13 protein-coding genes are annotated in these 15,229 nt (G+C 71.9%); 5 read left to right on the top strand and 8 right to left on the bottom strand.

Going from position 1 to position 15,229, the window contains the following annotated elements; translation table 11 throughout:
- Nucleotides 1-185 precede the first annotated feature (185 nt).
- From F0U47_RS13575 to F0U47_RS13565, 3 genes are read left to right on the top strand one after another with little or no spacing between them, the layout of a single operon-like run.
- Complete coding sequence (locus F0U47_RS13575) at nucleotides 186-866, top strand: phosphodiesterase (protein WP_149751015.1); 681 nt, start codon at nucleotides 186-188, stop codon at nucleotides 864-866.
- Nucleotides 867-902: 36 nt separating this feature from the next.
- The gene (locus F0U47_RS13570) at nucleotides 903-1,946 is read left to right on the top strand and encodes an NAD-dependent epimerase/dehydratase family protein (protein WP_149751014.1); all 1,044 of its coding nucleotides are present in this window, start codon (nucleotides 903-905) and stop codon (nucleotides 1,944-1,946) included.
- A 26-nt stretch (nucleotides 1,947-1,972) separates the two neighbouring features.
- Nucleotides 1,973-2,431 (top strand): SRPBCC family protein, encoded by a 459-nt coding sequence (locus F0U47_RS13565; RefSeq protein WP_149751013.1) that lies wholly within the window; start codon nucleotides 1,973-1,975, stop codon nucleotides 2,429-2,431.
- Nucleotides 2,432-2,439: 8 nt separating this feature from the next.
- On the opposite strand, the gene F0U47_RS13560 is transcribed toward F0U47_RS13565, so the two are convergent.
- Together F0U47_RS13560 and F0U47_RS22120 are read right to left on the bottom strand one after the other, a co-directional pair.
- On the bottom strand, nucleotides 2,440-3,318 hold the full coding sequence (locus F0U47_RS13560; RefSeq protein ID WP_149751012.1) for a Gfo/Idh/MocA family protein: 879 nt from the start codon (nucleotides 3,316-3,318) through the stop codon (nucleotides 2,440-2,442).
- A gap of 30 nt (nucleotides 3,319-3,348) precedes the next feature.
- Nucleotides 3,349-4,869, bottom strand: coding sequence for a fatty acid desaturase (locus tag F0U47_RS22120; RefSeq protein WP_149751011.1), 1,521 nt, complete (start codon nucleotides 4,867-4,869; stop codon nucleotides 3,349-3,351).
- Between the two features lie 181 nt (nucleotides 4,870-5,050).
- Here F0U47_RS22120 and F0U47_RS13550 point away from each other — a divergent pair, with 181 nt between their 5' ends.
- The gene (locus F0U47_RS13550) at nucleotides 5,051-6,403 is read left to right on the top strand and encodes a helix-turn-helix domain-containing protein (RefSeq protein ID WP_188111348.1); all 1,353 of its coding nucleotides are present in this window, start codon (nucleotides 5,051-5,053) and stop codon (nucleotides 6,401-6,403) included.
- A 7-nt stretch (nucleotides 6,404-6,410) separates the two neighbouring features.
- On the opposite strand, the gene F0U47_RS22035 is transcribed toward F0U47_RS13550, so the two are convergent.
- From F0U47_RS22035 to F0U47_RS13530, 5 genes are all read right to left on the bottom strand, one after another.
- A complete protein-coding gene (locus F0U47_RS22035) occupies nucleotides 6,411-6,533 on the bottom strand; it encodes a hypothetical protein (protein WP_281290995.1) in 123 nt (40 codons plus the stop codon).
- A gap of 279 nt (nucleotides 6,534-6,812) precedes the next feature.
- Nucleotides 6,813-7,370 (bottom strand): manganese efflux pump MntP, encoded by a 558-nt coding sequence (locus tag F0U47_RS13545; RefSeq protein WP_149751009.1) that lies wholly within the window; start codon nucleotides 7,368-7,370, stop codon nucleotides 6,813-6,815.
- A 141-nt stretch (nucleotides 7,371-7,511) separates the two neighbouring features.
- Nucleotides 7,512-10,487: a bifunctional [glutamine synthetase] adenylyltransferase/[glutamine synthetase]-adenylyl-L-tyrosine phosphorylase gene (locus tag F0U47_RS13540; RefSeq protein WP_149751008.1), complete on the bottom strand. Its 2,976-nt coding sequence runs from the start codon at nucleotides 10,485-10,487 to the stop codon at nucleotides 7,512-7,514.
- 25 nt (nucleotides 10,488-10,512) lie between these two features.
- Entirely contained in the window at nucleotides 10,513-11,850 is a 1,338-nt protein-coding gene (locus F0U47_RS13535; protein ID WP_149751007.1) for a glutamine synthetase family protein, read from the bottom strand.
- A gap of 9 nt (nucleotides 11,851-11,859) precedes the next feature.
- On the bottom strand, nucleotides 11,860-12,543 hold the full coding sequence (locus tag F0U47_RS13530) for a helix-turn-helix transcriptional regulator (protein WP_149751006.1): 684 nt from the start codon (nucleotides 12,541-12,543) through the stop codon (nucleotides 11,860-11,862).
- A 115-nt stretch (nucleotides 12,544-12,658) separates the two neighbouring features.
- On the opposite strand from F0U47_RS13530, the gene F0U47_RS13525 reads away from it, so the two are divergent.
- Nucleotides 12,659-13,129 (top strand): hypothetical protein, encoded by a 471-nt coding sequence (locus F0U47_RS13525; protein ID WP_149751005.1) that lies wholly within the window; start codon nucleotides 12,659-12,661, stop codon nucleotides 13,127-13,129.
- Here F0U47_RS13525 and F0U47_RS13520 read toward each other — a convergent pair.
- Nucleotides 13,122-15,185 carry an NAD(+) synthase gene (locus F0U47_RS13520; protein ID WP_149751004.1) on the bottom strand — a complete coding sequence of 688 codons (2,064 nt, stop codon included), beginning with the start codon at nucleotides 15,183-15,185 and terminating at the stop codon, nucleotides 13,122-13,124. The genes F0U47_RS13525 and F0U47_RS13520 overlap by 8 nt on opposite strands.
- Nucleotides 15,186-15,229 lie beyond the last annotated feature (44 nt).

The raw sequence follows: 15,229 nt of genomic DNA, 5'->3' as shown, positions 1-15,229 counted from the left end.
CGCTCACTTCATCACCTGCGCAGGACACCGCGCCAGCGCCGGCCTGGTGCGCCGGACGGCTCCTCAGGTCAGGTGCAGGCCGAAGACGTCGAGGTCCGTGAAGAGCAGGGCCGGACGAGGGCGGCGAGGAAGATGGGCCGGGCGGTGAGCAGGCTGACGTCCACCGGGAGGGGTACCACCTCCGCGTGGAACCCCCGCGAACACCGAGCGTCCCCGGTCTCGCGAACGACGCCGCCGGCGCCGTCGGCGAGCTCCTCGCCGGAGCGTCGCGACAGCTGACGAAGGTGCGCTCCGATCCCAAGCCCCTCCACCCCAGCGGGGTGGTGGTGACGGCGAGGCTCGTCCGCACCGGCAGCGCCGGGATCGCCGTGCCCTGGCTCGAGATCGCCGGCACCCAGGAGGTCGTGGTCCGGATCTCTCGCGCCATCGGGCTTCCGGGCGCCGTGCCGGACATCCACGGGCTCGCAATGCGCGTGCCCATCTCGGGACGCACCCACCACGCCGACCTGTTGTTCGCCAGCACCGGCCTGGGCCGGGTCACCCGGTTCATGCTGACGGCGGGCCGCGAGATCACCTCCCGTCCGCTGACAACGCTGCTCCCCTACCGCAGCCCGCGCGGCCCGCTGCTCATCGGCGCCTGCCCCGGGGGCGGGGACCCGCTGCGGTTCCAGCTCCTCTGGTCCCGGTGGCTGGGTCCCTGGGTGCGGTTCGCCGAGCTCACGGTGCACAGCACGACCGGCCCCGACCCCGACATCTCCTTCGACCCGATCGCTAACCCGCTGCCCGGTCTCCAGCACTACGAGTGGGTACGCCGACTGCGCGCGCCGGCGTACCGTGCCGCGCGCGAGGCCACCGGTCGCGCCTGACCGTCTACCCCGGCGACGAACGGGCACCTCCCCGTCATGCACGTGGTGGTCACCGGCGCGACGGGGAACGTGGGATCGCGCCTCGTCGAGCGGCTCGCGGCCGATCCCGCGGTCGACCGGGTCGTCGGCATCTCGCGCCGGCCTCCGATGAGCCTCCCGAACGGCGTCGAGTGGCGCAGCGTCGACGTCGCGGAGCGCGTGCCGTCCGACCTGCTGCGCGGTGCCGACGCGGTGGTCCACCTGGCGTGGCTGTTCCAGCCGACCCGGGACCCGGCCACGACCTGGCAGGCCAACGTCGAGGGCAGCGCCCGGGTCCTCGACGCCGCCGCCGAGGCCAAGGTCGCCACGTTCGTGCATGCGTCGTCCGTCGGCGCCTACAGCCCCGGACCCGGGCACCCCGTCGACGAGTCCTGGCCGACGCACGGCGTCGCGACCGCGGCGTACAGCAGGGAGAAGGCGTACGTCGAGCGCATGCTCGACGTGTTCGAGGAGCGGCACCCGGCCACCCGCGTGGTCAGGCTGCGCCCCGCGTTCATCTTCCGCCGCGAGGCGTCGGTGCAGCAGCGGCGCCTGTTCGCCGGCCCGCTGGCCCCGACGAAGCTGCTGGCGAGGGTCGGGCCGCCTGTGGTGCCGGATCCCGGCGCGACGCTGCAGGTCGTGCACACCGACGACGTGGTCGAGGCCTACCGGCTCGCCCTCCTGGGGGACGCGTCCGGAGCGTTCAACATCGCGACCGACCCCACGTTGGACATCGACGCGATCGCCCGTCTCCTGAGCCGGCCGACGGTGGGCGTGCCTGCGCGGCTCACCCGGGCCCTCGTCGGCGCTGCGTGGTCGGCGCACCTGGTGCCGACCGCGCCCGGCCTGCTCGACCTGCTCCTCCAGATCCCCGTGATGCGCACCGACCGCGCACGGGAGGTCCTGGGGTGGGAGCCCACGATCGACGCGCACGCGACGTTCCAGGCGCTGTGGGAGGGCTTCCGCACGGCCGAGGGCGGGCCCACGCCGCCGCTCGCGCCGGGCACGAGCGGCCGCTTCCGCAGCCACGAGTTCCGGACCGGGATCGGCGCCCGGCCCTGACCCGTCGTCGCGTCCTAGGCTGAGGCATGGCTTCCTTCACCCTGACGCGCGACGCGGTGGTCGACGCCCCGCCGGCGCGGGTCCACGCGATCCTCGAGGACTTTCACGCCTGGGAGGCGTGGTCGCCGTGGGAGGAGATGGACCCCCACCTCGAGCGCAGCTTCTCCGGCGCCGACAAGGGCGTCGGCGCCCACTACGCCTGGAGCGGCAACAAGTCGGTCGGCAAGGGCAGCATGGAGATCACCCGGTCGACCCCGGAGCGGATCGAGATCGACCTCGAGTTCGTCGAGCCCTTCAAGGCGAGCAACCAGACGGCGTTCGACCTGACGCCGGCCGCGGGCGGCACGCGCGTCGAGTGGACGATGACCGGCGAGCGCAATGTGCTCATGACCCTCATGGGCAAGCTGTACTTCGACAAGGCGATCGCGAAGGACTTCGACCGGGGCCTGGCCAAGCTGCGGGCCGTGGCCGAGGCCCAGCCTTAGGCCCAGCCCTAGGCGCCGAGCTGGCGCGCGGCGTCGTCCAGCAGGTCGACGACGTGCACGCCGAACTCCGCGTCGAGGGGGTGTCGGGCTCCGCTCCGCGCGGACTCGGCGAGCTCCTGCAGCGCCGTACGGTAGGCGTCGAGGAAGGCGCCCTCCGGCCGCAGCGGCATCGGGAGCACGCCGTGCTCTCCCCACACCGCCGCCTCGAACCCGCACGCGGCAGGAGGCGCGAACGCCGTCAGCGTCGCGGTGCTGGTGGCGCCTGATGCGTGGGTGAACGCGAGCACCACCAGGTCGGCCGGACCCCCGGTCGCACGCACGCGCTCGATCGGCCCGAGTGCCCCCGTCAGCGTCGAGATCGCGTGCGGGCCGACGTCCCACAGCGCCCCGCGTTCGTGTCGCCACGGCGAGGAGCCGAACGGGTTGCCCGGCTCCTGGAGGGCGGCGAACCAGCGCAGCCACCCGCCCCGCCACCCGCCGAGCTCCTGGACCTCGGTGAACCAGGCCCGGGACTGGGCGATGAACCGATCGGTGTGGAACACGACCGAGGCGACCCCGGCGGCGTCGACCGCCTCGCGCACTGCGCGTGCCTGCGCGGGGTCGGCGGCGAGAGGCTTCTCGAGGAGGAGGTGCCGGCCGGCCTTCGCGACCCGCACCGCCAGCTCCGCCTGGACCGTCGGCGGCACGGCGAACGCCACGGCGTCGACGTCCGCGACCAGCGCGTCCACCTCGGCGTACGGGTGCGTGCCGAGGCCGGCGGCGAGCGCGGTCGCCCGCTCGGGCGAGCGGCCCCACACGCCGACCAGCTCGATGCCGGGCGCGCCGGCGAGCGCCGGGCCGTGGACGGTCTCCGCCCACGGCCCGGTGCCGATCAGTCCGAATCGCATGCGCCCACTATCCCGCAGGCGCCGCGAGGGTCAGCGGGCACGGACCTCGAGGGTCTCCGGGTCGACCGGCACGAAGTCGACCTTCTCGCGGACCCCGCAGTCGGGGCAGCACCAGTCGTCTGGGATGTCGTTCCACGCCGTGCCGGCAGCGAAGCCCTCGTGCTCGTCGCCCGCAGCGACCTCGTAGACGTAGGAGCAGCCGGGGCACTTGGCGGCCAGCACCTCGGTCTGGAAGTCCTGCACGGTGATGTCGTCGCCGACGGTGGGCTCGTGCTCGACGGCGCCGTACTTCGCGTAGTACTTCGCCTGCTTGCGCGGCTGGATGTTGGCGAGCGTCACGTCGCCGCCGAGGTGGGCGACGACCCGCTTGTCCATCACCGCCCGCCAGAGCGGAGGGACGGCGGCCATCACGATGCAGCCGGCGTAGCCCATCGGCAGCGTCGGCGACTCGTCGAACGAGCGCAGCGCCTGGTAGCGCCGGGTCGGGTTGGCGTGGTGGTCGCTGTGCCGCTGGAGGTGGTAGAGGAAGACATTGGTCACGATGTTGTTGCTGTTCCACGAGTGCGAGGGGTTGACCCGCTCGTAGCGCTGCCTGCCCTCCGGGCCGACCTTCTGCCGGAGCATGCCGTAGTGCTCGAGGAAGTTGACGACCTCCAGCAGCGAGAAGCCGACGACCGCCTGGAGCAAGAGGTACGGCGCGATGCCCCACCCGAACAGCGCCAGCAGGGTCCCGAACAGGACCGCCGACATCAGCCAGGCGTTGAGCACGTCGTTGCCGAGGTGGAACGGGTGGGTGCCCTTGCGCTGGTAGCGCTTGGCCTCGAGCCGCCACGCACTCCTGAGGGAGCCGGCCACGGTGCGCGGCCAGAACTGGTAGAAGTTCTCGCCCAGCCGGGACGAGGCCGGGTCCTCCGGCGTGGCCACCCGGACGTGGTGGCCGCGATTGTGCTCGATGTAGAAGTGGCCGTAGAAGCTCTGTGCGAGAGCGATCTTCGAGAGCCAGCGCTCGTTGGCCTCGCGCTTGTGGCCGAGCTCGTGGGCCGTGTTGATGCCGATGCCGGCGATGCAGCCGACCGAGAGGGCAAGCCCGATCTTGTCGACGACCGACAGGTCGAGGTCGGCCAGGAGCTTCGGGCTGAGCGTGTCGGCGATCCAGCCGGTCGCGCCGACCAGGTCCGCGCTCCAGGTGAGCGGGTTGATGCCGGCGATCATCGCCATCGCGGCGAAGAGGCCGAGGTACTGGATCGGCAGGTAGAGGTAGGTGATCCAGCGGTAGTACTTGTCGCTCTCGAGGGCCTCGATCAGGTCGTCGGGCGGGTTCTCGGCGTCGAGGCCGAGCGCTACGTCGAGGATCGGGATGATGACGAAGACGAGGAGGGGGCCGACCCATAGGGCCGCGCTCCAACCCAGCAGCGTGTAGCCGGCGAACGCGATGAACGCCAGGCTCGGCACCACCAGCCCGAGCATCCACAGGTAGCGCTTCTTGTCCTTCCAGCCCGAGGTCTCCCCCGGCGGCTGGGCGGACGTCGGTTCCGTGCTCGAGGTCGCCATCGACTCGTCGCCTCCTTCGCCCGCCGCTCAGCGGGGGCGGTCCGGTGAACTTGACAGAAGGCTATCGTTTGTAAAACGTCTTGACAAGGCCCTTCTTTTTGTAAAGCCCCGCTTCGCTGTGACTTCGCCAGGATCCCGTCACCTCGCCCGCGTTGGCCCGTTTTTTGTCACAATGAGTCACATGCACCCGACCAACGCCGAGCTCCTGCGCTCGGTCGACCTGGCCGACCTCGGCGCACGGGTCCGCGCCGCGCGGGTCGCCCGCGGCCTCACCCAGACCGAGCTGGCGGGCGGCGAGGTCTCCGTGGGCTACATCTCCCGGATCGAGAGCGGCGCCCGACGCCCCCAGCCGGCGGTGCTGACCAGTATCGCCGGCCGCCTCCGCATCCCGGTGGAGCAGCTGCTGCGCGGCGTCACCGCGAGCGAGTACGACGAGATCCGGCTCGGCCTCGACTACGCCGAGCTCGCGCTCGAGTCCGGCGAGGCGGTCGAGGCGGAACGCCAGGCGCGCGAGCACCTCGCCCGCGCAGAGCAGGCCTCGCTCGCGGACCTCACCGACCGGGGTCGCTATCTCCTCGCCCGCGCGCTCGAGGCGCTGGGCGACCTGGACGGGGCGATCACCGAGCTGGAACGGCTCACGACCGAGACCTCCGGCCTCGTCCTGATCCAGAGCGGCATCGCCCTGAGTCGCTGCTACCGCGAGACGGGGGACCTCGCCCTGGCGGTCGAGATCGGCGAGCAGATCGAGTCGCAGATCGCAGAGACCGGGCTCGGCGGCTCCGACGAGGCCGTCCAGCTCTCCGTGACCGTCGCCGCTGCCTACATCGAGCGCGGCGACCTCAACCGCGCCAACCGGATCTGCACGGCGGCCGCCCAGCGCGCCGAGGGACTCGACACTCCGGGGGCGCGGGCGGGCGCGTACTGGAACTCGAGCTTCATCATGGCCGAGCGCGGCGACGTAAAGGCTGCCCTTCCTCTCGCCTCGCGGGCCCTGGCGCTTCTTGCCGAGGGACGCGACGTCCGCAACCTCGCCCGCCTCCGGATCCAGATCGGCCAGCTCCAGCTGCGGATCGATCCGCCGGACGTCGAGGCAGCGCTCGACCACCTCACTCGCGCACGGGAGGAGCTGGCGTCCTCGAGCGCGAGCGAGGTCGACCGTGCCCGCAACGAGGTCGCTCTGGCCCAGGCCTACCTCGCGTCCGGCGACCCCGAGCTCGCTCTCACCACAGCAGCGGCGGCGCGGGCGGCCTGCGGAGAGCGCGCCAACCAGGTGGCCGCGGAGGCGATGGTCGTGACCGGTCAGGCTCATGCCGCGCACGGCGACGCTGCGGCGGCCCGCGCGTCGTACCAGGACGCGGTGATGCTGCTGACGGGCGCAGGCGCCGACCGGTCGGCCGCCCAGCTGTGGTTCGAGCTGGCCGACCTCCTGGAGGACGTCGGCGACTACGACGCCGCGCGCGAGGCGTATCGAAGCGCCGCCGCCACCAGCGGACTGGTCTCACGGCGCAGCAGCCGCCAGACCTCCCGCGCCTGATCCGCGATCAGCAGCAGAGCGATCCGAGGCTCGGCGAGATCGGTTTCGCGTCGGCCGGCGCAGCCACGCCCACGGTGGTGACCAGGGCGGCGACGAGGGCGGCGATGGCGAGCCTGACGGTCTTGTTCATGGTTCTTCTCCCTGCGCTGGAGCGGTCGCGCCGAGCCCGCGATTCGGACTGAGACCAAGCCTGTCACATTTAGTCACATCAGCAAGGCAAATCTGTGCTAACGTCCTGATTACGGGATGAAGAGCCGTCCGACGGATCGCTGCTTGTGCTCCCCCCACGGGTGGCGATCCGCCGGTCTTCGAAGTCCTGACCGGGCAAGTCGCCCAGCCCGGAGATCGACCCCCTGTCGCTGGAGCCGACGGGGGGTCGAGGGCTTTTCGGCGCCTGGCCGCCGACCGATTATCCCAGCAGGTGCGCCAGCAGGATCCGCAGTCCGATCGCGACCAGGATCACGCCGCCGACAAGGGTCGCCCAGCGGCCGAGCCGCTCCCCCACCCGGGCGCCGATGAAGACGGCGGCCAGGGACAGCACGGCAGTGACCACGCCGATCACCGTCACCGCCGGGGCGACGTCGACCTCCAGCACGCCGAACGTGACGCCGACGGCCGCCGCGTCGATCGAGGTGGCGATCGCCAGCGGGGTGATGGTCCGCAGCGACACGTTCGCCGTCGCACCGTGGTCGTCGTCCTCGAACGACTCCTTGATCATGTGCGCTCCGATGAGCGCGAGCATCCCGAACGCGATCCACGGCGTCGCGGCGCTCACGGCGTCGGCGAACTTGAACGCCAGCGCCCATCCGAGCACCGGCATCAGCGCCTGGAACAGCCCGAACATCGCGGCGATCAGGAGCGCGTCGCGCCAGCCGGGACGGCGCAGTCGCAACCCCTCGGCGAGGGAGACGGCGACGGCGTCCATCGCCAGGGCGAACGCCAGCACGACGACCTCGAAAGGTGTCACCCGAAACAACCGTCCTCGTGCGCGAACCGTCCCCGGAAATAGGGGTCGGGCCGTGACCTCTGGGGGGGTCGGTCACGGCCCGACAGCCCCATCATTACACACCCGATCCGGGAACAGGTCATCCCCCTCGGGACCCAACAATCATTCCCAGAAAACGCGATCCACGACGGCTCGGGCACGCCGTGTGACGCGCAGATAGTCGTTGACCATGGCGTCGGACTGGTCCAGGGGATAGCCCAGGATCCCGGCCACCGCGCGGCGTTCCCGGGACGGCCGCGGCATCTGGTCGACGGGCTTCCCGCGGGCCAGGGTGGCGGCGTTCCGCACCCTGCTGACCGTGCGCCAGGCAGTGGCCAGCACCTCCGCGTCGTCCCGCGTGAGGAGACCTGCCTCGGCGGCGGAGGCGAGGGCGGACAGGGTCTGCGTGGTGCGGAGCCCCGCGACCTCCGCGCCGTGCCGCAGCTGCAGGAGCTGCACCGTCCACTCGATGTCGGCCAGCCCGCCGCGGCCGAGCTTGAGGTGCAGCGAGGGGTCCGCACCTCGGGGCAGCCGCTCCTGGTCCACCCGCGCCTTGATCCGGCGGACCTCGATGACGTCGTCCTCCGCGAGGCCGGACGGCGGGTAGCGCAGCGGGTCGATCAGCGTGGTGAACCGGTCGCGGAGCTCTCGGTCGCCGACGACGGCATCGGCCCGCAGCAGCGCCTGCGCCTCCCACACCTTCGACCACTTCGCGTAGTAGGCCGCGTAGGAGTCGAGGCTGCGGACCAGCGCTCCCTGTTTGCCCTCCGGCCGCAGGTCGGCGTCGACGACGAGCGGCGGGTCGCCCCCGGGCAGCGCCAGCGTGCGGCGTACCTCCTCGGCGACGGCCTTGGCGTACGACGCCGCCTCGTGCTGGTCGACGCCGTCGAGCGGGTCGTGCACGAACAGCACGTCGGCGTCGCTGCCGTAGGACAGCTCGAACCCGCCGTAGCGGCCCATCGCCACGATCGCGAGCCGGGTCGGGGCGGCGGCGAGCCCCCGCTGCGCCCGGACCGCGTCCTCCACCACCGCCAGCGTCGCCTCGAGCGTCGCGTCGGTGATGCGGGAGAGGGCATTGCCGACATCGGCGACGTCGATGAGGCCGAGCACGTCGCCGGCGGCGGTCCGCAGGAGCTCGCGGCGGCGCACGGCGCGGACGGCCTTGATCGCGCGGTCCGGGTCACCCTGCCGCCTGCCGGTCGCAAGCATCTCCTCCGTCAGCGCCTCGGACGTCTTGGGCGCGAGGTCGCCGCCGAGCAGCTTGATCCCCTGCGGCTCCCGCTCGAGCAGGTCCGAGCAGTAGCGCGAGGTGGCCAGCAGGTGGGCCAGCCGCTCCGCGATCTCGCCCTCGTCGCGCAGGGTGGTGAGGAACCACGGCGTGCGGCCCAGCGCCTCGCTGATCCGCCGGAAGCCGAACAGGCCGGCGTCGGGGTCGGCACCCTCGGCGAACCACTGCAGCATCGCGGGGAGCAGGGCGCGCTGGATGTTGGCGGTGCGGGTGACCCCGGACGTCATCGACTCGAGGGTGCGCAGCGCAGCGGCGGGGTCGGCGTACCCGAGAGCGGCGAGCCGGGCACGCGCCGCCTCCGACGACAGCCGCGCCTCGTCACCGGAGATCCGGGCGACGGCGGAGAGCAGCGGGCGGTAGAAGAGCTTCTGGTGCAGCCGGCTGACCTCGCGGCGGTGGTGCTGCCAGGTGCGGATCAGCCGGGCGTCGGGCTCCTTGAGGAAGCCGAGGCTGCGCCCCAGCCGGCGGAGCGAGGCCTCGTCGTCCGGGACGAGGTGGGTACGACGCAGCCGGTGCAGCTGGATGCGGTGCTCGAGCTGGCGGAGGAATGCGTAGGCGTGGTGGAGCGCATCGCCGTCCTCGCGCCCGACGTAGCCGGCCCGGGTCAGCTCGGCGAGCGCGCTGAGCGTCGCCGACATGCGGATCCGCTCGTCCGCCCGTCCGTGGACGAGCTGGAGCAGCTGGACGGCGAACTCCACGTCGCGCAGGCCGCCGACCCCGAGCTTGAGCTGACGGTCCGCCTCCTTGGCGGGGATGTGCTCGATCACGCGGCGGCGCATGGCCCGGGCGGCGTCGACGAAACCCTCCCGGTCCGCCACCGACCAGACCATCGGCGAGACCATCTCCACGAACTCCCGTCCGAGCTCGAGGTCACCGGCCACCGGCCGCGCCTTGAGCAGGGCCTGGAACTCCCACGCCTCCGCCCAGCGCTCGTAGTAGCCGCGGTGCCCGGTGATCGTCCGACTGAGCGCGCCTGCCTTCCCCTCGGGGCGGAGCGCGGCGTCGACGGGCCAGATGGTGCCCTCGCTGGTGTGGGCAGAGCAGATCTGCATCAGGTGCGCGGCCAGCTTGGCGGCGGTCCGGGCAGCGGCCGTCTCGTCGGCACCCTCCTCGCGAGGGGCGTGCACGAAGATGACGTCGACGTCGGAGACGTAGTTGAGCTCGTGGCCACCGCACTTGCCCATCGCGATCACGGCGAGGCGTACCGAGTGGGCCGCCTCGCCGAGGGACGCCCGAGCGACCGACAGTGCGGCGTCGAGCGTGCCGGCCGCGAGGTCGGAGAGCTCGGCCGCGACGTCGTCCACGCCGGCCTGGTGGGTCAGGTCGCGCGCGGCGAGGGGCAGCAGCAGCCGGCGGTAAGCCACCCGGAGCGCGTCCACGGCCTGCGCCTCCGGCAGTGTGGCGACCGGCTCGGGCGTGTGCGGGTCGGCGCCGACGGCCTCGATCAGCGCGGCCCGGATCGCCCAGGCCGCGGGCCGACTGGTGCCCAGCGTCGGGTCGGTGAGGACCCGCCAGTGGTCGGGGTGCGCGACCAGGTGATCGGCGAGAGCGGCGCTCGCGCCGAGGACCCCGAGCAGCCGCATCGCCGTACCCTCGTCGGCCGCGAGGGCACCCAGCAGCTCGTCGCGGTCGTCGACGGCGTCGGCGAGGCGGACCAGCGACGTCAGGGCGGCGCCCGGCTCGGCCGACCGGCCCAGGATCGCGACCAGCTCCCGGCCGGTCGCCCCGAGCTCGGCCAGCTCCTCGAGCGCGCGGTCGGCGTCGGCGAAGCCCTGCTTGAGCACCTCGCCGCGCAGCGTCGCCCGATTCATGCGGTCACCGTAGCGACCGGGCGTCTCAGAGGACCGGGAGCATGCGGTCGCGCTCGAACGCCGAGACCTGGCCGCGGTACTCGTCCCACTCGGCCCGCTTGTTGCGGAGGAAGTAGTCGAAGACCTGCTCCCCCAGCGTCTCGGCGAGGAGCTCGGAGCGCTCTGCGATCTCGATCGCCTCGTTGAGGTTCTTGGGCAGCGGGGCGATGCCGAGGCTGCGCCGCTCGGCCTCCGAGAGCGCCCAGACGTCGTCCTCGGCCTCCCGTGGCAGGTCGTAGCCCTGCTGGATGCCCTTGAGGCCCGCCGCGAGCACGGCCGCGAACGCGAGGTAGGGGTTGCAGGCGGCGTCGATCGTGCGCAGCTCGACGCGGGTGGACTGTCCCTTGAGCGGCTTGTACATCGGCACGCGGATCATCGCCGAGCGGTTGTTGTGGCCCCAGCAGACGTACGACGGAGCCTCGCCGCCGAACATCATCCGCTTGTAGGAGTTGACCCACTGGTTCGTGACGACGCTGATCTCGCCGGCGTGGTGGAGCACCCCGGCGATGAACTGGCGACCGATCTTGGACAGCTGGTACTCGGCGCCGGCCTCGTAGAAGGCGTTCTGGTCACCCTCGAACAGCGACAGGTGGGTGTGCATGCCGGAGCCCGGCTGCTCGGTGAAGGGCTTGGGCATGAACGTCGCCCAGATGCCCTGGCTCAGCGCAACCTCCCGGATGACGGTGCGGAAGGTCATGATGTTGTCGGCCGTCGACAGCGCGTCGGCGTAGCGCAGGTCGATCTCCTGCTGGCCGGGCCCGCCCTCGTGGTGGCTGAACTCCACCGAGATGCCCATCGCCTCGAGCATGGTGATGGCCTCGCGGCGGAAGTCGGAGCCGTCGGAGTGCGCGGCGTGGTCGAAGTAGCCGCTGCGGTCGATCGGCACCGGCTCGACGCCGGGCTGCGGGTCGTCCTTGAAGAGGTAGAACTCGATCTCGGGGTGCGTGTAGAACGTGAACCCCTGCTCCCCCGCCTTGCTGAGCGTCCGCTTGAGCACGTTGCGGGGATCGGCGAACGACGCCGAACCGTCCGGCATCACGATGTCGCAGAACATGCGCGCGGTCGCCGGGCCCTCACCCCGCCACGGCAGGATCTGGAAGGTGGCCGGATCCGGCTTGGCGAGCATGTCGGACTCGTAGACCCGGGCGAAGCCCTCGATCGCCGAGCCGTCGAACCCGATGCCCTCGGCGAACGCGCCCTCGAGCTCGGCCGGCGCGACCGCGACCGACTTGAGGAACCCGAGCACGTCGGTGAACCACAGCCGCACGAACCGGACGTCACGCTCCTCGAGAGCGCGGAGAACGAAGTCTTCCTGCTTGCCCATGGGGAGAGCCTAGGGGGTCGCCGCGGGGTCCTTCGTCTCGATCCTGACGCAGCAGCCCCGGGGCCCGGGACCGGTCGCGGTGCGCCGGACCCGGTCGTCGCTTCCGAGCACCGAGCAGAGGCTCGCCACGAACCGGTGGTTGACCGAGCAGACGAGCTCGGCGTGGTCGGCGGCCAGCCGGTCATAAGGGCAGTTGCCGAGCCGGACGCCGTCCTCGTCACGCGGCTCGTAGCCGAGGCGGGACAGGGTCTCGGTGACCGACGGCGCGTCGCTGTACGACGTCGCGACGGTCCGGGCCGCGGCCTCGGCGGCGTCGTCCAGTGCCGCTGCCATCGGCGTGCCGTCCAGCGCCCGCTCGACGGCGTCGGCCAGGACCTGACCGGCGAGGTCGTAGCGGCGGCTGGGAAGGCTGACCGACACCTCCTTGCGCGCCCGTCGGTAGAGCTTGGCCGGGCGGCCGGCTCCGGGACCGGTGCGGCCGGTGAGCCGCCGGAACTCCGCGACCAGCAGCCCCTCGTCGACGAGCCGGTCCAGGTGGAACTTGGCGGTGTGCCGTGGGACCTCGACCCCCTCTGCCGCCTGGTCACGGCTCACGGCGCCGGGCTGCTCGGCCACGAACCGGTAGAGCGCCCGTCGCAGCGGGTCTGCCAGGGCCGCCACGGTCGCCGCGCGCCGCCCGAACGCCTCGTCCATCGCCTGCTCCCTCCAACCCTCTCTACCGGACAGAAGTCTTGCCCAAAGAGCGTCCCAGGTCTACCGTCAAAGACGACGTCTCTTACAAAGAGACCGCTCGAGAAAGGGAAACACCATGGTCACCATGCACCGGCAGGACGACCTGCTGCACGACATGCGTGAGGAGCTGCACGACCTGACGCACTTCTCCGAGATCACGGCCGACCGCAAGGGCCGCCTGACCCTGTGGCTCACGTTCATCGCGCTGCCCCTGGTCTGGGGCGTCGACATGATCTTCGACTTCATGGGCGTCGCGTGGGAGGCCCACGTCGCGTCCTGGGCGAACGACGCCTTCCCCGGCACCGCGAGCGACCTGATCCTGTGGGTCGGCGTCGTGATGATCGCCCTTGCTGTGTGCGTCGCGGTCGCGCCGCACATCGGCGGCGACCTGCTCGGCCTCGCCATCGCCCTGCTCGCCGTCAACCTGATGTGGGTCGACGGGGCCGCGCACCTCGTGTTCGGGATGATCGCCCTCGCCCTGTGCTGCTTCGCGATGGCGCGGATGGCCCACGGCGACCGCGACCGGGAGGTAGGCCCGGTCAGCTAGGGACGTTCGCCTCGAGCTCGGCCAGCCATGCCGCCGCGCTGGCGTCGGACGGCATCCGCCAGTCGCCGCGCGGTGACATGGTCCCGCCCGCGCTCACCTTGGGGCCGTTCGGGAGCGCCGACCGCTTGAACTGGCTGGCGAAGAAACGCTTCACGAAGACCTCGAGCCACTTCCGCACGGCGGGGAGGTCGTACGACGTCCGCGCCGCCTCCGGGAACCCCGGCGGCCATTCCCCTGCCGCCGGGTCCTTCCACGCGTGCCAGGCGAGGAAGGCGATCTTGCTCGGGCGGTAGCCGCGCCGGATGACGTGGTAGAGCGTGAAGTCCTGCAGCGCGTAGGGCCCGACCGAGTCCTCGGTCGCTTGCGGCTTCCCGCCCTCCTCGGTCGGGATCAGCTCGGGCGTGATCTCCTGCTCGAGGATCTCCCGCAGGACGACATTGTCCTCGTCGCCAGCATGTCCGGGCTGCCCGTCGTGGAGCTGGCTGCTGTCGATCACCCACCGGATCAGGTGCTGGATCAGGGTCTTGGGCACGCCGGCGTTGACGTTGTAGTGCGACATCTGGTCCCCGACGCCGTAGGTGCACCAGCCGAGGGCGAGCTCGGACAGGTCGCCCGTGCCGAGCACGATGCCGCCGCGGTGGTTGGCGAGCCGGAACAGGTAGTCGGTGCGCAGCCCCGCCTGCACGTTCTCGAAGGTGATGTCGTAGACGGCGTCGCCCTCGCTGTAGGGGTGGTCGAGGTCCTTCAGCATCTGCTCGGCCGCCGGCTTGATGTCGATCTCGGCGAAGGTGCAGCCGAGCGCGGTCGAGAGCCGGGTGGCGTAGGACTTCGTCGTGTCGCCGGTCGCGAAGCCCGGCATCGTGAACGCGTGGATGTCGCTGCGCGGCCGTCCGAGCCGGTCCATCGCCTTCGCCGCGACGATCAGCGCGTGGGTCGAGTCCAGGCCGCCGCTCACGCCGATCACGACCTTCGGCTGCCCGATGGCCGCGAGCCGCTGCTCCAGGCCCGAGACCTGGATGTTGTAGGCCTCGTAGCAGTCCAGGGCCAGCCGGGCCGGGTCGTCGGGGACGAAGGGGTAGCGGTCGACCTTGCGCATCAGCCCGATGTCGCCGGCCGGCGGCGACAGCTCGAAGTCGACCCGACGGAACTCAGCGCCGTCGATCCCGGCGCCCCGGCGGTTGTCGTCGAAGGTCCCCTGCCGCAACCGTTCCTGGCGCAGCCGGTCGAGGTCCACGTCGACCACCGTCGCCCGCGGTCCGTCGGGGAACCGCTCGCTCTCGCCGAGCAGCTCACCGCACTCGTAGACCAGGGTCTGGCCGTCCCAGGAGAGGTCGGTGGTCGACTCCCCCTGGCCGGCGGCGGCGTAGACGTAGGCAGCCGAGCAGCGTGAGCTGGCGCTCCGCGCCAGCAGCTTGCGGTCCTCGGCGCGGGCGATCGTGATCGGGCTGCCGGAGATGTTGACGAGCACCGTGGCGCCGGCCAGGGCGGCCTCCGCGCTCGGCGGGATCGGCACCCACATGTCCTCGCAGACCTCGACATGGAGGTTCAGGCCGGGCACGTCACCGGCGGCGAAGATCAGGTCGGGGCCGAGTGGGACGTCGCACCCGGCGACCCGGATCTCCTCGCCCCGGAACTCGTCGCCGGGACCGAACCAGCGCCGCTCGTAGAACTCCCGGTAGGTCGGCAGGTAGGACTTCGGCGCCACCCCGAGGACCCGACCACCGTGGATGACCACGGCGCAGTTGAGCACCCGGCTGCCGTGCTCCAGCGGCGCCCCGACGACGATCACCGGTCGCAGCGCCGCGGACGCCGTCACGAGCTCCCCGATCGCGTCGTGGACCGCCGCCAGCAGGGTGTCCTGCAGGAACAGGTCGTCCACGGCGTAGCCGGTCAGGCCGAGCTCGGGGAACACCGCCACCGCGACGCCCTGCTCGTGCAGCTCCCGGACCTGCTCGATGGTCCGCGCCGCGTTGGTCTCCGGGTCCGCGATGGCGACGGGAACGGTGCATGCCGCCACCCGCGCGAAGCCGTGGGCATAGGCCGAGTAGAAGTCCACGGGGCGAGTCTAGGGATCGGTCCCGCGATGAGTACGACGCCGCG

Source organism: Nocardioides antri (assembly GCF_008373765.1).
Lineage (GTDB): Bacteria > Actinomycetota > Actinomycetes > Propionibacteriales > Nocardioidaceae > Nocardioides > Nocardioides antri.
The sequence above is the reverse complement of the archived record's forward strand: the minus strand, read 5'-3'. Positions and strand labels throughout refer to the sequence as shown.